Origin of the sequence: Aminobacter sp. J44 (assembly GCF_007829415.1) — a bacterium.
In the GTDB taxonomy this organism is placed as follows: Bacteria; Pseudomonadota; Alphaproteobacteria; order Rhizobiales; family Rhizobiaceae; genus Aerobium.
Genome location: NZ_VLJG01000010.1, coordinates 71,061 through 92,806, shown reverse-complemented (window position 1 = coordinate 92,806; position 21,746 = coordinate 71,061). Strand labels below are relative to the sequence as shown.

Annotated in this window: 20 protein-coding genes, 2 tRNA genes and 1 pseudogene; 16 read left to right on the top strand and 7 right to left on the bottom strand. The window is 63.3% G+C overall.

Annotated elements, in window-relative coordinates:
* From L610_RS05670 to L610_RS05630, 9 genes and pseudogenes are all read left to right on the top strand, one after another.
* Nucleotides 1-140 (top strand): annotated as a pseudogene (locus L610_RS05670) (IS3 family transposase); the annotation flags it as partial.
* Between the two features lie 821 nt (nt 141-961).
* Nucleotides 962-1,708 carry a molybdate ABC transporter substrate-binding protein gene (gene modA, locus L610_RS05665; protein ID WP_144703297.1) on the top strand — a complete coding sequence of 249 codons (747 nt, stop codon included), beginning with the start codon at nt 962-964 and terminating at the stop codon, nt 1,706-1,708.
* Nucleotides 1,709-1,740: 32 nt separating this feature from the next.
* Nucleotides 1,741-2,418 carry a molybdate ABC transporter permease subunit gene (gene modB / locus L610_RS05660; RefSeq protein WP_144703294.1) on the top strand — a complete coding sequence of 226 codons (678 nt, stop codon included), beginning with the start codon at nt 1,741-1,743 and terminating at the stop codon, nt 2,416-2,418.
* Nucleotides 2,415-3,485 (top strand): molybdenum ABC transporter ATP-binding protein, encoded by a 1,071-nt coding sequence (gene modC / locus L610_RS05655; RefSeq protein WP_144703290.1) that lies wholly within the window; start codon nt 2,415-2,417, stop codon nt 3,483-3,485. Before modB ends, modC begins: the two co-directional genes overlap by 4 nt.
* 42 nt (nt 3,486-3,527) lie before the next feature.
* Nucleotides 3,528-4,853 carry a DUF5996 family protein gene (locus L610_RS05650; protein ID WP_246658929.1) on the top strand — a complete coding sequence of 442 codons (1,326 nt, stop codon included), beginning with the start codon at nt 3,528-3,530 and terminating at the stop codon, nt 4,851-4,853.
* Nucleotides 4,835-5,134: a hypothetical protein gene (locus L610_RS05645; RefSeq protein WP_246658928.1), complete on the top strand. Its 300-nt coding sequence runs from the start codon at nt 4,835-4,837 to the stop codon at nt 5,132-5,134. The genes L610_RS05650 and L610_RS05645 overlap by 19 nt, the downstream gene beginning before the upstream one ends.
* Nucleotides 5,135-5,145: 11 nt before the next feature.
* Complete coding sequence (locus L610_RS05640) at nt 5,146-5,661, top strand: DoxX family protein (protein WP_144703284.1); 516 nt, start codon at nt 5,146-5,148, stop codon at nt 5,659-5,661.
* A 143-nt stretch (nt 5,662-5,804) separates the two neighbouring features.
* Nucleotides 5,805-6,458, top strand: a complete 654-nt coding sequence (gene mobA, locus L610_RS05635; protein ID WP_144703281.1) for a molybdenum cofactor guanylyltransferase MobA — start codon at nt 5,805-5,807, stop codon at nt 6,456-6,458.
* Nucleotides 6,459-6,519: 61 nt separating this feature from the next.
* Nucleotides 6,520-6,699, top strand: a complete 180-nt coding sequence (locus L610_RS05630; RefSeq protein ID WP_144703278.1) for a hypothetical protein — start codon at nt 6,520-6,522, stop codon at nt 6,697-6,699.
* 288 nt (nt 6,700-6,987) lie between these two features.
* Here L610_RS05630 and L610_RS05625 read toward each other — a convergent pair whose 3' ends face one another.
* Nucleotides 6,988-7,800: an RNA methyltransferase gene (locus L610_RS05625; protein ID WP_144703274.1), complete on the bottom strand. Its 813-nt coding sequence runs from the start codon at nt 7,798-7,800 to the stop codon at nt 6,988-6,990.
* A 170-nt stretch (nt 7,801-7,970) separates the two neighbouring features.
* On the opposite strand from L610_RS05625, the gene L610_RS05620 reads away from it, so the two are divergent.
* Nucleotides 7,971-8,055: transfer RNA gene (locus tag L610_RS05620), tRNA-Tyr, on the top strand.
* 165 nt (nt 8,056-8,220) lie between these two features.
* Here L610_RS05620 and L610_RS05615 read toward each other — a convergent pair.
* Nucleotides 8,221-8,721: a TIGR00645 family protein gene (locus tag L610_RS05615; RefSeq protein ID WP_144703271.1), complete on the bottom strand. Its 501-nt coding sequence runs from the start codon at nt 8,719-8,721 to the stop codon at nt 8,221-8,223.
* Nucleotides 8,722-8,937: 216 nt separating this feature from the next.
* Between L610_RS05615 and L610_RS05610 the strand changes: the two genes are divergently transcribed.
* A tRNA-Gly gene (locus L610_RS05610) sits at nt 8,938-9,011 on the top strand.
* A 176-nt stretch (nt 9,012-9,187) separates the two neighbouring features.
* Here L610_RS05610 and L610_RS05605 read toward each other — a convergent pair.
* Complete coding sequence (locus tag L610_RS05605; protein ID WP_144703268.1) at nt 9,188-10,489, bottom strand: NCS2 family permease; 1,302 nt, start codon at nt 10,487-10,489, stop codon at nt 9,188-9,190.
* 168 nt (nt 10,490-10,657) lie between these two features.
* Entirely contained in the window at nt 10,658-12,205 is a 1,548-nt protein-coding gene (locus tag L610_RS05600) for a VOC family protein (protein ID WP_144703265.1), read from the bottom strand.
* Between the two features lie 169 nt (nt 12,206-12,374).
* Between L610_RS05600 and galE the strand changes: the two genes are divergently transcribed.
* From galE to L610_RS05580, 4 genes are all read left to right on the top strand, one after another.
* Nucleotides 12,375-13,421 carry a UDP-glucose 4-epimerase GalE gene (gene galE, locus L610_RS05595; protein WP_144703262.1) on the top strand — a complete coding sequence of 349 codons (1,047 nt, stop codon included), beginning with the start codon at nt 12,375-12,377 and terminating at the stop codon, nt 13,419-13,421.
* A gap of 61 nt (nt 13,422-13,482) precedes the next feature.
* Nucleotides 13,483-13,953 carry a MarR family winged helix-turn-helix transcriptional regulator gene (locus tag L610_RS05590; RefSeq protein WP_144703258.1) on the top strand — a complete coding sequence of 157 codons (471 nt, stop codon included), beginning with the start codon at nt 13,483-13,485 and terminating at the stop codon, nt 13,951-13,953.
* Nucleotides 13,950-15,212: a multidrug effflux MFS transporter gene (locus tag L610_RS05585; RefSeq protein ID WP_144703255.1), complete on the top strand. Its 1,263-nt coding sequence runs from the start codon at nt 13,950-13,952 to the stop codon at nt 15,210-15,212. The genes L610_RS05590 and L610_RS05585 overlap by 4 nt, the downstream gene beginning before the upstream one ends.
* Before the next feature lie 261 nt (nt 15,213-15,473).
* Complete coding sequence (locus tag L610_RS05580) at nt 15,474-17,417, top strand: nucleoside-diphosphate sugar epimerase/dehydratase (protein WP_246658927.1); 1,944 nt, start codon at nt 15,474-15,476, stop codon at nt 17,415-17,417.
* On the opposite strand, the gene L610_RS05575 is transcribed toward L610_RS05580, so the two are convergent.
* The 3 genes from L610_RS05575 to L610_RS05565 form a co-directional block, all read right to left on the bottom strand.
* On the bottom strand, nt 17,414-18,544 hold the full coding sequence (locus L610_RS05575; RefSeq protein WP_144703252.1) for a DUF2793 domain-containing protein: 1,131 nt from the start codon (nt 18,542-18,544) through the stop codon (nt 17,414-17,416). The two genes, L610_RS05580 and L610_RS05575, sit on opposite strands and share 4 nt — an antisense overlap.
* Before the next feature lie 68 nt (nt 18,545-18,612).
* A complete protein-coding gene (locus L610_RS05570; RefSeq protein ID WP_144703249.1) occupies nt 18,613-18,924 on the bottom strand; it encodes a helix-turn-helix transcriptional regulator in 312 nt (103 codons plus the stop codon).
* A gap of 2 nt (nt 18,925-18,926) precedes the next feature.
* A complete protein-coding gene (locus tag L610_RS05565) occupies nt 18,927-19,808 on the bottom strand; it encodes an MBL fold metallo-hydrolase (RefSeq protein ID WP_144703246.1) in 882 nt (293 codons plus the stop codon).
* Nucleotides 19,809-20,029: 221 nt separating this feature from the next.
* Here L610_RS05565 and L610_RS05560 point away from each other — a divergent pair, with 221 nt between their 5' ends.
* Nucleotides 20,030-21,679 carry a thiamine pyrophosphate-binding protein gene (locus L610_RS05560; protein WP_246658926.1) on the top strand — a complete coding sequence of 550 codons (1,650 nt, stop codon included), beginning with the start codon at nt 20,030-20,032 and terminating at the stop codon, nt 21,677-21,679.
* Nucleotides 21,680-21,746: the final 67 nt, after the last annotated feature.

Below are 21,746 nucleotides of genomic sequence, written 5' to 3'. Positions count from 1 at the left end.
GATACTACAACACCAAGAGGCCACACTCGTCGCTTGGATACAAGCCACCGGCACCCGAGGCCATCATCTGGCCTGCGCCAGCAAGCGGAGCAGCACCGTCATCTGCCCAGGCAATAGCCCCAAGGCCGATCATGAACTAAGATTGAAACCGGACCACCCTATGGGGTCAGGCCACCCCGGATACCGAATCTAGCCGCGGAGTGAGAACCTTCATCAGCGTAGACACAGCGAGGGGAGGATCTTCACGCCCCTCATTCTTCTTGAGAGGCTACGGCTTGGCGAAATCGCTACCAGACGCAGCCGTGGGAACTTTGCTCGCACCGCGACATGTGGACAAGCGATCCGGAACGGACAGCGGCAGGGCAATCTCGCGTCCCTTCAGCTATTCGCAAGGCAGATCCGAAAACGGATTATCCGCTTCCGGCCCTGATCATGCCGATGGACGTGTACACCAGGAGCGGCGACTTTCGGAAAAGCCATCCGTGAACTTTGAACGACTGATCTGGGGGGGGGGGCGGCAGCCGAATGGCGGCTTTCGCGTCGCATATTGCGCTCAAGCCGTTCACCTGCGCCGCGAACATTCGTGATGCTGTACCCAAGGCCGATCGCTCCATGGACCTCATCGTAAGCCATCGCCCATACGTCAACGAACTTCACAAACGGGTCGCCAAGCGGTATGAACATTTCATGTACAAACTGTTGGTACTTTCGTTGGTATTTCTCGGAGGTTATCGCCTAAGTAATTGAAAACATTTAACAAAAGAGTCCCTCCGGGCCCACCATCTCGCCCCAAATCGTGGATTTCATTGAGATTTTCCGGTTTCTCTTATAGAGGCGGTTGGGCAACCCTTTCGCAGCACTCAGCCTCGCTTTTTCACGGCGTTCCCTTTATTTCCCGGGCTGACAAAGGTGACGATCTCGGCTGTAGTCTGCCTGAGTTCTTACAGTGTTCGAGGCGAGGGTGACGTCGCGAATCTTCTTCTCTGCAATCTTGTTCGTCTTGGCCTGCGGCGGTCTCGCCCAGGCTGATCGGACCCATGTCGCCGTCGCCGCGAACTTCACCGATGCGGCGAATGAGATCGCCCGGGCCTTCGCCGCAGAGACCGGGCATCAGGCGGTGCTGTCGTTCGGTGCCACCGGCCAGCTTTTCGCCCAGATCACGCAGGGAGCGCCGTTCGAGGTGTTTCTGTCGGCGGATAATGTGCGCCCGGCAATGGCGGTTGCCGAAGGCTACGGCGTCGAGGGCGGCGTCTTCACCTATGCGATCGGCCAGCTGGTGCTCTATTCGCCGGATGCAGCCGTCGTGACGGGTCCGGAGGTCCTGAAGGAGGGGAACTTCCAGCAGATAGCCCTCGCTAATCCGGAGGCTGCGCCCTATGGCAAGGCTGCGGTCGAGACGATGCAGTCGCTCGGTGTCTATGAGGCATTGCAGCCCAAGATGGTGCAGGGCCAAAACATCGCCCAGACGTTCCAGTTCATCGAGACCGGAAATGCCGAGCTCGGCTTCGTTGCGCTGGGGCAGGTGGCGCGGCGCGACGGCGGCTCGCGCTGGGTCGTACCACAGGAGCTTTTCACGCCGATCCGGCAAGATGCGGTGCTTTTGAAGCAGGGTGAGGATAACCCAGCGGCAACAGCCTTCATCGAGTTCCTGAAGGGAGACACGGCGGCCGAAATCATCGAAAAGTACGGCTACGCAACCGCGCGCTGACGAGGAGGCCGCGCAAATCCGGGAGGCACGACGTGACGCAGGACCTGTGGTCGCCGATCTGGCTGACGATCCAGCTCGCCGGCATCACGACACTCGCGTTGCTCATCATCGGTATACCGATTGCCTGGTGGCTCGCCTGGACGCCGTCGCGCTGGCGCGAGGTGATCGCAACGATCCTCGCGCTGCCGCTCGTCCTGCCGCCGACGGTGCTCGGCTTCTACATTCTCGTCGCGCTTGGGCCGCAGGGGCTTGGCGGCTGGCTCGGGCCGCTGGTGGGCCTGCGCACCTTCGCCTTCAGCTTCGAGGGGCTGGTCGCCGGCTCGGTGATCGCGTCGCTGCCCTTCATGGTCCAGCCGGTGCGCAATTCGTTCGAGGCGATGGGCCGGCGGCCGCTCGAGGTTGCGGCAACGCTGCGCGCTTCGCCCTGGGACGCGTTTTTGAGCGTGGCGCTGCCGATGGCGCTGCCAGGCATTTTGACCGGCGCGGTGCTGGCCTTTGCCCATACGGTCGGCGAGTTTGGCGTCATCCTGATGGTCGGCGGCAACATTCCCGGCGAAACGAAGGTGCTGTCGATCGCGATCTATGACTTCGTGGAGACACTGCGCTGGCGCGAGGCGCATATCCTGTCGCTCGGCATGCTGGTCTTCTCGTTTCTCGTCATCTTCACAGTCTCGCTGCTCGCGCGCCGGTCGGGGAGACGCACGTTTTGACGGGCGCGACGATCGACATTTCGCTCGACGGCCAGCTCGGCTTGTTCCGGCTGAATTTCGATGCGGCGCTGCCGATGTACGGCATATCGGCGCTGTTCGGGCCTTCGGGTTGCGGCAAGACATCGGTGTTGCGGGCCGTTGCCGGCCTCAACCGGATCCCAGGCTGCATTGTCGTCGGAGGCGAGGTTTGGCAGGACGAACAAACTTTCGTGCCGACGCATCGGCGTGCTCTGGGCTATGTGTTCCAGGAGGCAAGCCTTTTTCCGCACTTGTCTGTGCGCCGGAACCTGACCTACGGCGAAGCCCGCGCGAAGGGCGCGCCCGGGCACACGCAGTTTGACGAGATTGTCGAGCTGCTCGGTATCGGCCATCTCGTCGACCGGATGCCGGACAATCTCTCCGGCGGGGAGCGGCAGCGGGTGGCGATCGGCCGGGCGCTGCTGGCGCAGCCGTTGTCGGCGCTCGACCGCATGGCGAAGGACGAAGTGCTGCCCTATTTCGAGGCGCTGCATGCAAACCTGAAGATCCCGATCATCCTCGTCACGCACGATATTTCCGAGGTCGAAAGGCTTGCCGATCATGTCGTGCTGATGCGCGATGGCCGGGTGCTTGCCTCCGGGCCGCTCAGCGCCATGCAGGCTGATCCTTCGCTGCCGCTCGCTGCGGGCCGGCAAGCGGCGGTGACGCTCGATGCCGTGCTCGACCAGTATGACTCGGACTACGGCCTCGCGACACTGAAGGTGTCCGGAGGCGAGTTCCTCGTGCCGATGGAGCAAGCCGCGAGGGGCAGCCACCAACGCCTGACGATCGCTGCCGGCGATGTCAGCCTCGCGACTCAGGCGCCGCAAGGCTCGACGCTGCTGAACAGCCTGCCGGCTCGCGTTCTCTCAGCGACGATAGCTGGAAACGAGGTCATTGCCGTGCTTGGGCTCGGCGAAGATGGTGCGGGCAGTCGCATCCTCTCGCGTGTGACCCGCAAGTCGTGGGAGAGCCTTGGCTTCCGCGAAGGCCAGCTGGTTCACGCGCAGGCGAAAAGCGTCGCGCTTGTCCGCCGCAAGAGCAGGTGAGGGGCTGATCGCGCTTTGGTCGCGAAACTGCTATAAGAGGCAATGGAGCGCTGGCCTGAGATTGCCTATGTTCAATGGCGAGAGACCTGCACTGCGCTGCACCTGTGGGCGCAGATCATGGGAAAGTACCGCTTCGCGCATACGCCCTGGGTCAATCACTCATGGCATGCGACGCTCTATGTAACCCCGCGCGGTCTGACGACCGGCCCGATCCCTGACGCCGACGTTCTCGTCACCATCAACCTCGATTTCTGCGACCACCTCTTTGTTGCCGAGGCGGAGGGCGGTGCGCGCGAGACCTTCCCGCTGCGGCCGATGAGCGTGGCGCGGTTCTATTCCGAGACAGCCGATGCGATACGCGCCGTCGGCGGGCGGCCGCTGATGCATGGCAAGCCCAACGAGTTTCCGGACCCGGTTCCCTTTGCGGAGGATCACGCAGAGCGTCCTTACGATGGCGAGGCAGTCCAGCGGTTTCACCAAGCGCTGGTGCTGGTCGCGCGCGTGTTCGAGCAGTTCCGCACCGGTTTCCTCGGCAAGGTCTCACCCGTGCATCTGTTCTGGGGCTCGTTCGACCTTGCCGTCACGCGCTTTTCCGGGCGATCCGCGCCGCTGCATCGGGGAGGAATTCCTGGACTTCCGGACAGCGTCTCGCAGGAAGCCTACAGCCACGAGGTTTCGTCGGCCGGCTTCTGGCCAGGCGGTTCCGGCGTCGACGAGGCGATGTTTTATTCCTATGCGTATCCCGCGCCTGAGGGCTTCAGCGCCCGCAGGGTTGAGCCGGCGGAAGCGCGGTTTGACGAGCGACTCGGTGAGTTTCTGCTGCCTTACAACGCGGTGCGGCGCAGCCTTGAACCAGAGCAAACGCTGATGCGGTTCCTGCAGACCACCTACGAAGTGGCTGCCATCGCGCCGCGCTCGACTGCGAGCCGGGAATTCCAAGGGTTCCGCGCCGGCTCTGAAGCGTCACGACCGCCGCAAAACAGGGGGGTGCGATTCACAAGCGCCTTACGTATCGTCATCACTGAAACGCCGCTTTTTGGTTGGGCGCGCCCGTTTTCTGCCTTAAAGAGCGCCCGTCCGCGACAAATGTGCGCGGCTTATCAAGCGACACTTTTTCATGAGTTCGCCCCGGCCATCGTGCCGGGCGTTCGCACTGGCAGCCGCGAGCGGGTCCTCCCAAGACGCTCGCCGTCGCCCAAGAATAGGAGTTGGACTTGTCTGGGTCCCGTACAATTTCCGAGCGCACGCTCTACGCGATTTCGCTGGTCGTGGCTGCGCTCTTCCTCTGCAATATCTATTACCAGCTGCACATTGCCCCGAACTGGCAGTGGGGTCCGGCACTCGACAAGATGCCGAAGCACATGCTGACCGACTTCCGCGCCGAGGTCTACGAGAACGGCAAGGGCGGTTACGCGGCCGGCGAGTACATCGCTTCGGATGCCGAGTACAACAAGGATCTGTTCCCCGAGTTCGCCGATGGCGTCAACGCCAAGTCCGAACTCGTGCAGCCGCTGATTGGTGATGGCCGCACGGTCGTCGCGGTCCACAAGCTCACCGTGAACGGTTCCGAGCAGACGATCGTCGACGTCTACCACATCGGCCCGCGCGGCGGCCGCATCGACAACATCCAGCGCTATATCGCGCAGTAGGAGCTAGCCCAATGTCGAAACAGATTTCCTACGACTGGAACCTTAGCACCATCGTCAAGATCCTGCTGACGGGTGGCCGTCTCTACCTCGGCGGCTGGATGATCATGTCGGGCACGTCCTACTGGCTGACTCAGCTCGGCCTGCCGACGATCTTCCCGCAGCCGGTCGGCAACACGCCGCTCTCCTCGCAGATGCTCGTCACCATGATCGAGGTCGGCCTGTTCGATATCGTCAAGACGCTCGAAATCGTCTGCGGCCTGATGCTGGTCTTCAACCGCTTCGTTCCGCTCGGCCTCGTGTTTGCAATGCCGATCTCGGCCGTCGTCTGGTACAACGCCATCATCCTGAACGGCCGTTATGACCGCCTGTTCAGCCCGACCTACATGGGCGTGATGTGCTTCTACCTGTCGATCATCCTTATGCTCGCCTACCTGCGCTTCTATGCGCCGCTTCTGACCTGGAAGGCGAAGATGGGTGGCCTCGGCGACTTCAAGAAGCTGATCGAAGCGGCCAAGACCGAAGACTGATTGCTTCTGCACGTCAAACACCTAAAGCCCGGCGGTTCTTCCGCCGGGCTTTATTTTTGCCCCTTCAAGTTCGGCCCCGGGCTGCCTAGATTTTAACCAAGTGCTGGCAGAAGGATCATCTTACGTCCGCACCCGAGGAGCAGATGGCCACCATAGAGCAGAAGACGCTGAAACGCCCGGACATCCCGGTGCTGATCCTTGCGGGCGGCCTCGCAACGCGCATGGGCGGCGGCGACAAGGCGTTGATGCAGCTCGGCCAGGGTACGCTGCTTGATCGCATCATCGAACGCCTTCGCCCGCAGACGAACGTCATCCTCCTCAACGCCAACGGCGATGCTGCGCGCTTTGCCCATTTCAGCCTCGAAGTCGTTCCCGATACGATCGAGGACTGGCCGGGACCGCTCGCGGGCGTGCTGGCGGGCCTCGACTGGGCCGCAGCACGCGGCTACGAGCACATTATCACCGTTGCCGCCGACACACCCTTCGTCCCGCACGATCTCGTTGAGCGCCTGACGGAGGAGGCGACCAGCCAGATGGTGCCGATCGCGCTTGCGGCCTCGCGCGACGAGAACGGTTCGCTGCGCCGCCACCCCACCTTCGGGCTCTGGCCGGTGCGTGTCCGCGATGACCTGCGGGCGCAGCTCGAGGCCGGCCAGCGCCGCGTCGGCGCCTTTGCCGACCGCCACGGCGCCGCCTGCGCATTATTCTCCGATGACAACGGCGACCCGTTCTTCAACATCAACACCCCTAACGACTTGCAGCTGGCCGAACAGCGCCTGCGCGGCCAGCGGGCTTAAAATCCCCCGGCAGCCTTCCTAGATCAGGCGTGAGGATGTTTCCCGCGCCGGGAGGACTGCCGTGCCGAGACTTCTGCTGATCGTTCTGCTTGTGCTTGCCGTGGCCTATGTCGCGTTTCGCCTTACGCGCGACTTGCGCGGCACGGAGATCGACTGGCGCGGCATCGGCGTCGCCGCGGTGTTCGTCGCGCTGGCGGTCTATCTGAGCCAGGTGGCGGGGATAGGAGGCGTGGCAGGGTAGGGCCGGTGCGCCGTCAGGCACCGCAGTGGCACTGACATTGGCAGTCCTGAAGCGTTCCGGAATGGATCCTCGGGGCTGGCCCGAGGATGACGAATGGCTAACGTTAGGGCTCAACCTCGACCGTCTGTGCTTTCCATCCCCGTGTTCATGGAACGATCAGGTTGTAGAGGGAGCGTCCAAGCCTTTCCCATCGTCATGCCACGGCTTGACCGTGGCATCCAGGCCTGAACGGTTACGAAGCCCGGGCGGTGACGAAGAGCGCCGGCCATTTGGCACGCGCCCCAGCGGCTACCCGACCAGATGCCGTCTCGCTGCGTAGAGCGCCACGGCAGCCGCGTTGGAAACGTTGAGCGAGCGAATGGCGCCCGGCATGTCGAGACGAGCGAGAGCCGTGACCGTCTCGCGGGTCTTCTGGCGCAGGCCCTTGCCCTCGGCGCCAAGAACCAGCGCGATCTTGCTGCCGGAGAACGTCTTTTCGAGCTCCGCTGGGCCTTCCGAATCAAGCCCGATCGTCTCGAAGCCTGCCTTGTGAAGCTCGCCCAGCGCGTCGGCAAGGTTGCGCACCTCGATATGGTCGATGTGCTCGAGCGCACCGGAAGCCGACTTGGCCAGCACGCCGGTCTCGGCCGGGCTGTGGCGGGCCGTGGTGATCAGCGCGCCGGCGCCAAAAGCGACTGCCGAGCGCATGATCGCGCCGACATTATGCGGGTCGGTCACCTGATCAAGCACCAGCACCAGCTGCGTCTCGCCAAGCGCGGTGAGGCGCTTGGGCGTCAGCGGTTCGGCTTCGATCATCACGCCCTGATGGACCGCGTCTTCGCCCACCAGCTTGTCGATCGCGCGCGGCTCAACGATTTCCACCGGGAAGGGGAAGTATAGCGGCTCCCTGAGCTCCAGCCGCGCCAGCGCGTTGCGGGTGACCAGCATGCGGCTGATCTTGCGCCTCGGATTGTCGAGCGCGGCACGCACGGTATGAAGGCCGTAGAGACGCACCGAGCGGTCATCGGCCTTCGTCGATTCCTTGTTGCGATCGCGAAATTCGCGACGCAGGCGGGCGTAGTGGCTATCCTTGGGCGAGGGGGTTTTGGCGTCCTTTGTCATGCGCGTTCTATAGCCCCGCAAGGGGACGTTGGATACTGTTGAAAAATGCTTCAGGCCCCTGTTGACAGGCGCGCCCGCTGACGCCATAAGGCCCACGCAACTTCGAACGAAGCGCTTCGCTTCGCCGCCGAAGTCGCCTGAAGCCTCTTCGCATGGCTCCGACGTAGTACGGAGGGATGCCCGAGTGGTTAAAGGGGACGGACTGTAAATCCGTTGGCTATGCCTACGTTGGTTCAAATCCAACTCCCTCCACCACTACGATCCGGATGCCCGCGAAGACGACGGCCAGGTGGCCGTCTCGTCAGATCCCCCATAATCTGGTTTTTGCAACGCGCTCAGCAGTTTGAGCCTGTTTATGCAACTGGCACGGAAAAAAAGCGGCGCCGGTTTCCCGACGCCGCTTGAGGTGATTCTGCCGAATCAGTGCTTGCCCTTGCTGATCTTCTCGAGGACGCCGAGCATCACGGCGGACACGACGAAGGCGATGTGGATGACCGTCGCCCAGTAGAGCTGCGTCTCCTCGTAGTTCTGCCCGTTGAGGAAGATCTGCAGAAGGTGGATCGACGATATCGCGACGATGGACGAGGCGACCTTGATCTTCAGGCTGCCCGAGTCGAGCTTGCCCAGCCAGGAGATGCTGTCATTGTCGACCACGTCGAAACGGCTGACGAAGTTCTCGTAGCTCGAGATCATCACCATCACGATCAGGCTTGCGACGAGTGCCGCGTCGATCAGGCCGAGCATGGCGAGAATCATCCCCGATTCGTCGAAGGTGAAGAGGTTCGTGGCGACCTTGGACAGCTTGTAGAGAAACGAGATGGCGTAAAGGCCAAGGGCGACTGCGAGGCCGATATAGAAGACGACCAGCAGCCAGCGGGCGGAAAGAATGGTCCGCTCAATCAGAAGTTCCAGCGCTTTCATGCAATTGACTCTTGGGGTGCGGACGGCGGGACTGCGCCGGCGCACGATTCGAAAAGGACGGTGCATTTACGCGAGCACGAGCAGCGCTGACAATTGCTGGGGAGCTTGCTGCAGGTACCGCAGCGGAATCGGCGAGGGGGCCGGCATTTCCCTGACGGTTCAGCGCCTTGATCGTCTTGACGACTCTCGTTCAGTTCAATAGATGACAGTGCTGTCGCGGGTATAGCTCAATGGTAGAGCAGCAGCCTTCCAAGCTGAATACGCGGGTTCGATTCCCGCTACCCGCTCCATCCTAAATCCTTGAAAATATTGCTTTTGCGCGGTTGGCATCGGTCAGCCGTTTCACGGCCATGTCACTGGCGCAGCTGCGTGTGCGTTGTGTTGTCCTGTGCGCCCCTGGCTGACAAAGAAAACCCCCGGCGCTTGCGGACCGGGGGCTCTTTGTTTGTGTGCCTCTCTTACCCGCTTATTCGCTCAGGAAGGCGAAGCGGATGACGAACAGGATGGCGACCAGCCACGTGGCGAGGTGCACTTCACGGAAGCGGCCGCTGATGGTCTTCAGGACAGCGTAGCTGATGAAGCCGACCGCGAGGCCGTTGGCGATCGAGTAGGTGAACGGCATGATGATGGCCGTCAGCACCGCCGGAGCGGTCTCGGTCACGTCATTCCAGTCGATGTCGACCAGCTCACGCGCCATCAGCACGGCGACGTAGAGCAGCGCCGGGGCGGTCGCGTAGGCCGGGACGGAGCCAGCCAGCGGCGCGAAGAACAGGGCCAGCAGGAACAGGACGCCGACGACGAGAGCGGTGAGACCGGTGCGGCCGCCTGCCTGCACGCCCGAGGCGCTTTCGACATAGGCGGTGGTCGACGAGGTGCCGAGCAGCGAGCCGCCGGTGATGGCGAGGCTGTCGGCGAACAGGGCGCGGCCGAGGCGCTTGTCCTCGTGGGTCGGGCCGTCCTTCAGCAGGCCTGCGCGCTTGGCAACGCCGATCAGGGTGCCGGTCGCGTCAAACACCTCGACGAGGACGAAGACGAGCACGACCTGGAGGAGGCCGTAGCCAAGGGCGCCGGCGATGTCGAGCTGGAACAGCGTCGGCATCAGGCTCGGCGGAGCGGAGACGAGGCCGCCAAAGCTGTTCACGCCGAGAAGCATCGAGATGATGGTGATGGCAAGAATGCCGATCAGGATCGCGCCGCGGACCTTGAGGGCGTCGAGGCCGGCGATGATGAAGAAGCCGAGGATCGCAAGCAGCGTCGAGGTCTGGGTCAGGTCACCGAGGCCGACGAGCGTCGCCGGATTGTCGACGACAATGCCTGAGCCCTGCAGGGCGATGATTCCGAGGAAGAGGCCGATACCGGCAGCGATGGCGCTGCGCATGGAGGTCGGGATGCCTTCGATCAGCCAGCGGCGAATGCCGGTGACGGTCAGGATCAGGAAGATGATGCCCGAGATGAAGACCGCGCCAAGCGCCTGCTGCCAGGTGAAGCCCATCGCTCCGACGACCGTGAAGGCGAAGAAGGCATTGAGGCCCATGCCGGGGGCCATGGCCACGGGCCAGTTCGCCAGCAGCGCCATGATCAGGCAACCGATCGCCGCGGCCAAGCAGGTCGCCACGAATACCGCGCCCTGGTCCATGCCAGCGGCCGACAGAATATTCGGGTTCACAAAGATGATATAGGCCATCGTCAGGAAGGTCGTTAACCCTGCGACGACCTCGGTGCGCACGGTCGTACCGTGGCCCTTCAGGTCAAAAAACTTTTCCAACATGCCGTATCCCCCGGGTGTTGATTACCCACGTGTCAATCAGGCGCATTGCCCGAACACATAGCATTGCACGCGGGAAGCCATTCGCTAGCGGGGAATCGCCGGCGGCTGGATAATCCACAACTTCAAGCTTGAAATTGGTCCCTCAACTGACCATGCGTTGAGAATTCCTCAAGATGTCGCGGCGTCAAACCACGCCCTTGCTGCGGCTGAGTCGGCTTCCGTAAGGCTATGGCCGCCCGCAACTTCCTTCACGTCCAGCAATGCGCCGGAGCGGCGGAACCAGTCAGCCAGCTGCGGGGTGCTGCGGGCGAAGGGATCGTCTCTGCCATTGAGTATCAGGACACTGGTGCCAGAGAGATCCGTTTCGGGTAGTTCCTCAAGCACCGGAATGGCGCGCAGGAGAATCGCCCTGCGGATGAGGCTGGGGTGCAGCGCCATGATGGCAGCGGCGAAGTTGGCGCCGTTCGAGAGGCCGGCAACGGTGATACGTTCCGGGTCGAGCCGGTAGCCGGAGATGGCGCCTTCGATGAAGGCAGCGAAGGCTTCTGCCTCCGAGCGGATGTCGGCCTGATCAAAGCTCGTCATCGAGAAGCGGCGGAACCAGCGCGCCGAGCCTTCCTCCGTTGCGCGGCCGCGTACGCCAAGGATCGTCGCGCGCGGCGCGATCCGGTGGGCAAGCGGCATCAGGTCGGCTTCGTTGCCGCCCGAGCCGTGCAGGACGATGATCGTGTCGTCGTTCGGGTCTTCGGGCGTGTAGAATCGATGCACGAAGGGCAGGTCGCGCCGGGGAGGGCGGGGCTCGCCAGGCATACCGAACTGCGGGAGCATTACCCGGATGTCCTCGGCCCGCTCCTCGTCGTGAGGCGGCACCAGCAACGTCTTGCCCAGGTGTTCGGGGGCTTCATCGACGGTAAAGCCCGGCGTGTCTGTTGCGAGCTCGATCAGCGTGCCGCCGGGCTCGCGGACGTAGAGCGAGGAAAAGTACTTGCGATCGTGGAAGTTGGTCGGCGAGGAGTTCAGCTTCGCGAACTCCGCTTCCGCTTTTCTCACTGCATCTACATCCGCTGCGCGAAAGGCGACGTGGTCTGCGGTTCCGGTTCCGGGGATGCCGGGTACATAGCCCGCGACATCGCGGACATCCACGGCATCGGTGTCGGAGACCAGGCGGGTGATCGCGCCTTCCGTTGCCGCCTTAAGGTAGCCAAAACGGGAGACGAAGGCCGCGGTTTCTTCTCCGGTCTCGGTGAGGATGGTGACCGAGCGGATGCAACGGATTGCGGTGGCGGCATCGCCCCACGGCGCGGGTGAGGGCAGGTCGGCGCCGACCAGCTTGACGATGATGCCGTCTGGATCTTTCAGGCGCAGCACCGGCTCGCCGAATTCGCGGGAAGGGCGCTCCATGGGCACGCCCGCGGTCAGCGCGCGCGTCATCCATTCGCCGATCGAGGTGGCGGGAACAGCAAAGGCGATCTCCGACACCTGACCGGTGCCGACCCGGCCCGGCGCACCATCCTGCCAGACGAAGAAGGTGACGACGGTTCCGGGCGAGCCGAGCCGGTCACCGTAGAACAGGTGCAGCTGCAGGCTGTCCTCGTAGCCACCGGTCTGCTTGATCAGACGCAGTCCCAGGAAGCCAACGTAGAAGTCGACATTTGCCTGCACGTCGCGGGTAATCAGCGTGACGTGGTGGATGCCGCTTCCGCTGTTGATTGTCATTGAAGGGCCTCCGGCATGCAGTTCTTTACAGGATAGTTCGCATTTTATCGGTGCCGGAATCCAGCGTTTTACCCTGCCAACAGGTAGTTCTACCGGCTTTCCACGTTGATAACCCTCACGCCCGTAGCGTCGCCGTCAATAACAAGACGCAGGGCAGGGTCAGGCAACAATGACGGTTCTCGTTACTGGCGGGGCGGGCTACATCGGCAGCCACATGGTGTGGGCATTGCTCGACGCGGGCGAACGCGTCGTCGTGCTCGACCGGCTGTCCACTGGCTTTGATTGGGCGGTGGCGCCGGCTGCAAAGCTGATCGTCGGCGACGTCGGCGATCTCGACCTTGTTGCAGCGATCATCGACCAGCACGAGATCGAGACGATCTTCCACTTCGCGGGGTCGGTGGTGGTGCCCGAGTCCGTCACCGATCCGCTCGGCTACTACCTCAACAACACGGCCAACACGCGCACGCTGATCGAGGCGGCGGTACGGGGCGGCGTGCGCCACTTCATCTTCTCCTCGACCGCTGCCGTCTATGGAGCGACTGGGTCGGATCCAGTACGCGAGGATGCGCCGCTGCGCCCCGAGACGCCCTACGGCATGTCGAAGCTGATGAGCGAGATGATGCTGCGCGATGCCGCCGCCGCGCATGGCTTCACCTATACGAGCCTGCGCTACTTCAACGTGTCGGGCGCCGACCCCTTGGGCCGGACCGGCCAGTCGACGCCGGGCGCGACGCACCTGCTCAAGGTTGCCTGCGAAACGGCACTAGGGAAGCGGCCAGCGATATCGGTATTCGGAACCGACTATCCGACCCGCGATGGCACCTGCATCCGCGACTTCATCCATGTCGCCGACCTGGTCGAGGCACACCTGCTGGCGCTGAAGCGGCTGCGCGCAGGCGGCTCCAACCTCGTAGCCAATTGCGGCTACGGCCGCGGCTTTTCGGTGCTTGAACTCATCGATTCCGTCCGCCGCATGTCCGGCATGGATTTTCCGGTCGTCTATAGCGGCCGGCGGGAGGGTGACATGCCGACGGTCATTGCCGACCCGTCACTGGCGATGCGGGAGCTGGGCTGGAAGCCGCAGCATGACGATCTCGACCGGATCGTGTCGGACGCACTAGCGTGGGAGGCGCGGCTTGCCCGCCACGACCTCCGCAAGTCCATCGCTCATCGGCGCGGCCCAGAGCAGAGTCCTGTCCGGCGCAAGGCATCCTGAGGCGCGCTTGACGTACGCGTAACGCATCAGTAAGCAGGCCAGATAATAAGGCTTGCTTACTATGTTGACGAAACCGGACCCCGACGCGCTTGGTTTTCTGCTGACGGATGTTTCCCGCCTGCTGCGCGGGGAACTCGAACGCCGCATCATCGCAACGGGGCTCGAGCTGACGCCCGCAGAGGCGCGCACGCTGCTGCACGCGGCGCACGGAGAAGCCAGCCGCCAGACCGTGATCGCCGAGCGGATGGGAGTCGATCCCATGACGCTTTCCGGTAATCTCGATCGCCTGGAAGCGCGCGGGCTGATCCGTCGTGAACCGGATCCGCGCGACCGCCGCGCCAAGATCGTGCAGGTCACCGACGCTGCGGAGCCCGTGCTCAACGAGATTATGCGCGTCAGCGTCGAGATGCGCAGCGACATGACCGCGAGCTTTTCCACCGAAGAGCTTGCCCAGTTCCGTGCGGGGCTAAAGCGCATCCAGCGCGCGCTCCTCGACATGCGGCAGGACTGCGGCAAGGGAGCATCTGCATGAACATCCAGTCTCCCAAGCCGCCCGCACAGCTGATGAGCGAGCGTCGTGTCAGCCTGATCTGCGCGCTGATCGTCGTGCTTGGTCCGTCGTCGCTGGTGCTGTTTACGCCCGCCATGCCGGAGCTCGCTGTCGTATTCGGTGTTTCGGAGTCGGCGGTGAAGATGACGCTGATCTCCTATTTCATCGGTTTCGCGATCACGCAGCTGATCTGCGGTCCGGTCTCGGACGGGCTTGGGCGCAAGCCGGTGATCCTGTTCTTCGTCACCGTCTATGGGCTGGGCTCGCTCGCCTCGCTGTTTGCGCCGTCGATCGAGTTGCTGGTTGCCGCGCGCTTCCTGCAGGGCATCGGCGCATCTGCCGGCATCGCCATTTCCCGCGCGATCGTCCGAGATCTGTTCACGGGCGAGACCTCGGCCCGGATCATGAACACGATCGGCATGATCATGGGCATCGCGCCGGCGCTTGCGCCGACCTTTGGCGGCTTCATCCTCGAGTTGTTCGGCTGGCAGGCGGTGTTTGCGGTGATGCTGGTGCTCGGCGTCGTGGTTGCCGTTGCGGTCAAACTGTTTCTGGTGGAAACGGTCGGGCGCGATCTCTCCCGCATCCGGCCGAAGGCGCTGGTCCATTCCTACGCAACTCTGCTGAAGCATAGTTACTTCATGTCTGCGTCCATGGTGATGGCCGGCAGCATGGGCGCGTTTTTCACCCTGACAACCATCCTGCCGTTCGTGCTGATGAACCGCGTCGGGCTGTCCCCGACCCAGTTCGGCATCGGCATGCTTGCTCATTCGCTCAGCTTCTTTACGGGCACGATCGTCGTGCGCTCAGCGTTAAAGCGTTTCAGCGCCTCTTCGCTCGTTCCTGTCGGTCTGGCCTCGATCGCGCTCGGCTGCGTGCTCCTGGCGATTGGCCTTCGCCTAGCGCCGCCGACCTACATCTCGGTGATGGGTCCCATCGCCTTCTTCGTCTTTGGTGCAGCCTTCATCATGCCGGCAATGTCGACCGCGTCACTCGCCGCGTTCCCGCATATGGCGGGCGCCGCAAGTGCGCTGGCGGGCTTCCTGCAGATCGGTGGCGGGCTTGCCGGTGGCGTTGCCGCCGTCCTGATCGGCGATCCGGTGATCGCGCTGGCGTCGGTAATCCCCGGCATGGGGCTGGTGGCGATCATCAGCTGGCTGATCTGGCGCCGTCTGCCTGAACCAGTATTCGCCAAAGTTCTGCCGCGAGAAACCGCGCGGCCTGCGCCGCCAGCCGCATAGCTTTCGTTGAAAGAGGCACCGCGTCGGGAGCTTCTGCCTTGTTTCAGTCACGCGGATCGCTATGAAGAGCGATCTGCACCTGCGCCGAAGAAATGCCGACGTCTGTGGGCTACTCCCTTCGCGTGGTAACAAGATGCGGCCAAATGCAGTACAGTGCATGGCCGCATGACTGCGGGGTGCAGATCATATTGTGCGGACGAGCCGTTGCCAGTCCAGACGGTGCGTTCGCAGGTTCCAGTTCCTCGGGAATGACCGTTGGCCGTGACGCGATTCTTTGTAGCCCTAAGGTCACACCCAATATTTCGCGATGCGGCGAGCTTTGCGTTTGATCTTTGTGTTGCGCTCTTCTCGATCTGCGCGGCGTATCTGACAGCCTACGGCTACCCGCGCGTCTCCTACATTCCGGGCCAGCCGGAAAAGTTCCTGGGCTTTGCCGCCGCGGCTTCGATTGCGTTCATCATCTTCAAGCCGTATCGCGGCTCGTGGCGCTACGTTTCGATCCCCGACCTCATCACGATCGCCAAGGCCGCGGCCCTGTCTGTGGTCATCTTCACCATCGGCGCGTTCCTGCTGACGCGTGGCGAATATCTGCCGCGCTCCGTGCCGATCCTCACCTTCATCTACATCGTCGTGCTTTTCTGCAGCTCGCGGCTTGCCTACCGCCTGATGGTCGAGGGATCGCTGCAGCTGCCCGGCATTCTTTCGCATGCCTCGCCCAATCAGCGAACCGTTCTTCTGTGCGGCTACACCGACAAGGCCGAGAGTTTTCTGCGCGCCGCCCGCCGCACCGGCAACTTCGCCGTTGTCGGCATAGTCGACGATACGCAGCGTACGCACGGCCGCACCATGCGCGGCGTTCCTGTACTCGGAAGCCTCGCCGACCTGCCGGCGGTGCTGGAGAAGATCAACCGGCCGGGCGTTACGATCCACGAATTGGTCGTCACCGAGACCAACCCGTCACGACAGCGCCTATCTCAGATTCTCGAGGTTGCCAACGACAACGGCCTCAAGGTCTCGCGCATTCCGGATGTCACAGCGATTTCGGAAGTCACCAGCGACTTCTTGCTCGAGCCGAAGCCGATCGAGATCGAGGACCTATTGGAGCGTCCCGAGGTCAAGACCGATCTCGACCGGGTCGCCGAGCTCATCAAGGACCGTGTGGTGCTGGTCACCGGCGCCGGCGGGTCGATCGGCTCGGAACTCAGCCGCCAGATCGCCGCGATCCAGCCGAGCAAGCTGATCATCACCGACAGCTCCGAGTTCCTGCTGTTCACACTCGACACCGAGCTTCGGGATAGCTGTCCTGACCTCGACCTCCTCGCGCGCTACCTCGACGTGCGCGACCGCACCCGCGTCTTCCGGCTGGTCGATGAGCTGAAGCCGGACGTCATCTTCCACGCGGCGGCGCTGAAGCACGTGCCGATGATGGAGGCCAACCCGCTTGAGGCGATCAAGACCAACGTCCTCGGCACCAAGAATGTCGCGGATGCTGCACTGGACTCCGGCGTTTCGACCTTCGTGATGATTTCGACCGACAAGGTCGTAAATCCCACGAGCGTTATGGGCGCGACCAAGCGTGCGGCCGAGACCTATTGCCAGGCACTCGACATCCAGTCGAACGGCACGCGCTTCCGCACCGTGCGCTTCGGCAACGTGCTCGGCTCCAACGGCTCCGTCGTGCCGCGCTTCCGCGAACAGATCGCCGCCGGCGGTCCGGTTACCGTCACGCATCCGGACATCGTGCGGTACTTCATGACGATCCCGGAGGCGGTCCGTCTCGTCCTGCACGCCTCGGCGCACGCCATGTCGATCGGCAACGGCCGCGGCAAGATCATGGTGCTCGACATGGGCAAGCCGGTGCGCATCGCTGACCTCGCCGAGCGCATGATCCGGCTGGCCGGCTTCCGCCCACGCGTCGACATCGACATCGTCTATACGGGCCTGCGCCCGGGCGAGAAGCTCTACGAGGAGCTGTTCGATCCCTCGGAGGTGCCGGACGAGCGGACGGAAGAGGGCTATGTCATTGCCTCGCCGCGCGTGATCGACCGTGAACTGCTCGAGCGGACGCTGGTCGAGATCAGCGCATGTGCTGGCAGCGAGGATGCAACCCGCGCGCTCGAGCTGCTGCAGCACATCGTCCCCGAATACGACCGCGACGGCCAGAAGCGTGACCTGGCCGCAGCGGAAGCCGTCGCTCAGGCCTAGAACCAGCGCCCGATTGCCAGCAGGGTCGCCGGACGTTCCTCGGCCGAAGCCGATCCCGGCTGCATGTGGTACCAGACGGCTGCGGTTTCGCTGGTCGCAACCGCCTGAACCGAATGCGATACCGCCCCGGCACTGCCCTGTACGATGATCTCATTCGTGCTGCCGGTCGCGAACGTTGCCGGGAACGTCCACGTCTGCGGCGCTGATCGGTAGCCGCCGCCGAAGGCAATATCGATGGCGATGGTGGGCGCTGCACGGTGGTGGCAGATCTGGGTGCCGTCGGCGAAGCGGATGTAGGTGCCGCTCGCGTTGGAGCCCCGCTCAACGATTGCGCCGGTAGGCACGCCGCCGCTCTGCGCCACCGTACCGACAATCGGCTGCATTGTCGCTTCACCCGCGCCGTCATAGCGCGCAAACGAGCCGGCCGTTCCCGTGATCAAACTCAGCGCATCGACCGCCGGCGTGTTCGGAAAGCTCATTTGCCCGGTCACATGGTCGACGCGAAAGCCCTCGCGCCAGGCCTCGCCATCGTCGGAAACCCTGCACGAAAGGTCGTCGTCACCGACGAGGCCGAATTCCGCAAGGCCGGTCCAGCCAGACTGCATCAGCAGCGACAGGACGTTGCCTGAGGCTTCCTTGTTCAGCGTGTAGCGGAGGTCGCCGTCGCCGCCTTCGCTCGAGGCGAGGGCGGTCCACAGTGCCTTGTTGAGCTTTGCCGCGAATGGATTCTCGCCGTTCGCTGCCGTGCCCAACCCAAGCTTTTCCAGATGCTGGATGCTTCCCAGTGTCTCGCCGAGATCGACCCATTCTTCGCCGTCGAAGACGACGAACGTGTCCTCATCTCTGACCCAGGCGATCCAGCCGGTGCACGGACCTATCCGCCGCCAGCCACCGTCGAGGCGAAGAGCGATGGCGTTTTCCCAGCTCGCCCAGGCACCGGTCGCGGAGGAGGGGACCAGGTAGCGCTCGCCGTCAGCCGGACTTTCGGGCGGGTCCGTCAGATCACGTGCTTTCACCGCCAGCTGCACGATTGCATCGAGCAGCACGAGAGCTTCGTTATGCGTCACATGCTTCTGCGCTTGTGACGGCATGATGTAGGGGAGGTTGAGGTTGGAGGTTTCTTCCATGATGCGCCGTTCCTGTTGACCGGCAAAAGCCTAGGTCGGCGCCCATGGTGGTGGATAAGTTGGGCCGCTTAGCTGCAGAACAGGTCGTGCATCGTGGAGATGAAGCGGCTCACGCGCGGGTCTGCCAGTTGATAAAAGACCTGCTTTCCCGCCTTGCGGGCGGAGACGAGCCCCGCCTCGCGCAGCTCGGCGAGCTGCTGCGACAGGCCCGGCTGGCGAATGCCCAGCAGGTCCTCCAGCTCGCGCACCGAACGCTCGCCATCGCACAGCGCGCAGCAGACCAGCAAGCGGTCCGCGTTCGACAGCTTCTTGAGGAACGCCGAAGCCTCGTCGATCCGCGCCTGCAAGTTGGCAGTCTCGCAGGAAAGCAGCTCCGCCATCTTCAATCCCACTTCGCGTTCGGGAACAGGTTCATCGGCACTTTCAGGTAACGCACCCCATTGTCTTCCGGCTCCGGCAGACGGCCGGCATTGGTGTTGATCTGCAGCGCGTAGAGGATGAGCTTCGGCATCGGCAGGGTCCTGTCGCGTGCCTCGCGGGCGGCGACGTAGGCCTCTTCGGTCTTGTGGACCGAGATGTGAATGTTCTTTGCCTTCTGCTCGCCCACAGTCGATTCCCACAGCGGCTCGCSCCCGCCGGGCTGGTAGTCATGGCCGGTGAAGATGCGGGTCTCGTCCGGCAGGGCAAGAATGTCCTGGATCGAGTTCCAGAGCTGACGTGCGCAGCCACCGGGGAAGTCAGCGCGCGCCGTGCCGCTGTCCGGCATGAACAGCGTGTCGTGGACGAAAGCGGCATCGCCAATGACGTAGGTAATGGAGGCGAGCGTGTGCCCCGGCGAGAACATCACCCGCGCCGGGATGTTGCCGACGCTGAACTCGTCGCCATCGGCGAAGAGCCGGTCCCATTGGGAGCCATCGGCCGGTGCATTCGGCCGGTTGTAGAAGCCGTTCCAGAGCTTCTGGACATCACGCACCTTCTCGCCGATGGCGATCGGCGCGCCCGTCTTTTCCTTCAGATAGCTTGCGGCGGAGAAATGGTCGGCGTGCGGATGAGTGTCGAGGATCCACTCGACCTCGTAACGATGCTCGGCGACCAGAGCGAGGATCTTGTCCGCGTTCAGCGTGGCGGTCGATGCGGACTTCTCGTCGAAGTCGAGCACGGGATCAATGATGGCGCACTTCCGCGTTTCCGGGCAGGCGACGACATATTGGATCGAGCCGGTGCGCGAGTCGTAGATGCCGGTCACGTCGGGTTTGGCGGACATGGAAGATCCCCTTCAACTGGTAGTCTGCAGGCACACTAGGATAGTTGCAAATAACTGCAATCGATAACGTGCATCCATTTGGTTGTGTGGGTCCTCATTCGAAGGGCGGCGCTGCGGTTTCAATCAAGGAATACCGGTTTGCACAGACTTGCCCGCTCAGCTAAGCGAAGGATGCGGCGGAGGAGTTGCCGCAAGGGCATTGCACGCGGAGGGGAATTTTCATGCACGAGATGCGCAGCACGACAGTGACCGTCTGGGCGGCGACCGCAAGGTACCTTGCAGACCTTGGCGTCGACACGATGTTCGGTCTGATCGGCGATGCAAATCTCTTCATGGCTGATTCATTCGTTCGCGACTGCGGCGGCCACTATGTCTCGGCAAGCCATGAGTGCGGCGCGGTCCTGATGGCACTGGGCTACGCGCAGGTCACCGGTAAGGTCGGCGTTGCCACGGTCACGCACGGTCCGGGCCTCACCAATACCATTACTGCGCTCGTCGAGGGCGTAAAGGCGAACACGCCGATGGTGCTGCTGGCGGGCGATACCCCGGTCACCGACAAGGACAACTTCCAGAACGTGCCGCAGCGCGAGCATGTGCTCGCTACCGGCGCGGGCTTCGAACAGCAGCGCTCGCCGCAGACGCTGGCGGAGGACATGATTGTCGCCTTCCGCCGCGCGCAGATCGAACGCCGCCCGATCGTTCTCAACATGCCGGCCGACTTCCAGTGGCAGGAGGTCGAGTACCGGCGCATCTCGCTGCATCTTCCTGAATATCGGGGCGTGGTTCCCGAAAGCGAAGACCTCGATAATGCCGTCGGCATCATCGCCTCGGCCCGCGCGCCGATCGTGCTCGCAGGTCGCGGCGCCGGCGATGAGCGCTCTCGCGCGGCCCTCATCCGCCTTGCCGAGCGCGTTGGCGCGCCGCTGGCGACGACGCTAAAGGCACGCGGCCTGTTCCGCGGCGAGCCATTCAATCTCGGCGTATTTGGCACGCTTGCGACCGATGTCGCCTCCGAGACGATCGGCAAGGCCGACTGCATCATCGCCTTTGGCGCCGGCCTCAACAAGTACACGGCGGCGCATGGCGCCTATCTCGAGGGTAAGCGCGTCATCCAGGTCAACCTCGAGCGCAGCGAGGTTGCCCGCAACCGCGACGTCGATGCTGCTGTCGTCGGCGATCCGGCGCTGACGGCCGACCGTTTCGTCGAGCTGCTGGATCTTGCCGAGATCCCCGCATCCGGCTTCCGCTCCGACGAACTCCGGGAAAAGATCGCCGCGGGCCGCATCCAGCCATACCTGTCGAAGGAGAACGCCCCTGGCACGGTCGACGTGCGGACCGCGCTGCTGCGCATCGCCGAGGCAATCCCGGAAGATCGCGTCGTGGTGCAGGACGGTGGTCGCTTCATGGTTGAGGGCTGGAAGACGATGCACGCGCCCGGCCCACGGTCCTATGTTCACACGGTCAACTCTGCCTGCATCGGCCTCGGCATGGGGCAGGCGATTGGTGCGGCGGTTGCCGCAAAGGGCCGGCCAACCGTGCTGGTCGTCGGCGACGGTGGCTTCATGAATGGCGGTCTCGTCGAGTTCGTCACGGCGGTGCGGGAAAAGCTCGACCTGATCGTCATCGTCTGCAACGACAACGGCTATGGCGCCGAATACGTGCAGTTCCGCCGCAAGCAGATGGACCCATCGCTGTCGCTGCTCCACTGGCCTGACCTAGCGCCGGTGGCAGTCGCGCTGGGCGGACAAGGCATTACAGTACGCGGGGAAGGGGATCTCGATCAGGCGGTCGAGGCCGTCCGCTCGCGCCGTGGTCCGCTGCTGATCGATCTCAAGCTCGATCCGGAAAGCCTGTCGGCGATCACGCTCTGAACGTACTGCAAGAGAGGTACGTAATTTCAGGAACCAAGGGCAGGAGGCGGCGTTCGTGAAAACGGAG

Excerpts from the sequence above, each read along its gene's own strand:
- L610_RS05650 (WP_246658929.1), top strand. The coding sequence starts at position 3,528 with ATGGAGCGCTGGCCTGAGATTGCCTATGTTCAATGGCGAGAGACCTGC.
- L610_RS05645 (WP_246658928.1), top strand. The coding sequence starts at position 4,835 with ATGCCGAAGCACATGCTGACCGACTTCCGCGCCGAGGTCTACGAGAAC.
- L610_RS05640 (WP_144703284.1), top strand. The coding sequence starts at position 5,146 with ATGTCGAAACAGATTTCCTACGACTGGAACCTTAGCACCATCGTCAAG.
- mobA (WP_144703281.1), top strand. The coding sequence starts at position 5,805 with ATGGCCACCATAGAGCAGAAGACGCTGAAACGCCCGGACATCCCGGTG.
- L610_RS05625 (WP_144703274.1), bottom strand. The coding sequence starts at position 7,800 with ATGACAAAGGACGCCAAAACCCCCTCGCCCAAGGATAGCCACTACGCC.
- L610_RS05615 (WP_144703271.1), bottom strand. The coding sequence starts at position 8,721 with ATGAAAGCGCTGGAACTTCTGATTGAGCGGACCATTCTTTCCGCCCGC.
- L610_RS05605 (WP_144703268.1), bottom strand. The coding sequence starts at position 10,489 with ATGTTGGAAAAGTTTTTTGACCTGAAGGGCCACGGTACGACCGTGCGC.
- L610_RS05600 (WP_144703265.1), bottom strand. The coding sequence starts at position 12,205 with ATGACAATCAACAGCGGAAGCGGCATCCACCACGTCACGCTGATTACC.
- galE (WP_144703262.1), top strand. The coding sequence starts at position 12,375 with ATGACGGTTCTCGTTACTGGCGGGGCGGGCTACATCGGCAGCCACATG.
- L610_RS05590 (WP_144703258.1), top strand. The coding sequence starts at position 13,483 with ATGTTGACGAAACCGGACCCCGACGCGCTTGGTTTTCTGCTGACGGAT.
- L610_RS05585 (WP_144703255.1), top strand. The coding sequence starts at position 13,950 with ATGAACATCCAGTCTCCCAAGCCGCCCGCACAGCTGATGAGCGAGCGT.
- L610_RS05575 (WP_144703252.1), bottom strand. The coding sequence starts at position 18,544 with ATGGAAGAAACCTCCAACCTCAACCTCCCCTACATCATGCCGTCACAA.
- L610_RS05570 (WP_144703249.1), bottom strand. The coding sequence starts at position 18,924 with ATGGCGGAGCTGCTTTCCTGCGAGACTGCCAACTTGCAGGCGCGGATC.
- L610_RS05560 (WP_246658926.1), top strand. The coding sequence starts at position 20,030 with ATGCACGAGATGCGCAGCACGACAGTGACCGTCTGGGCGGCGACCGCA.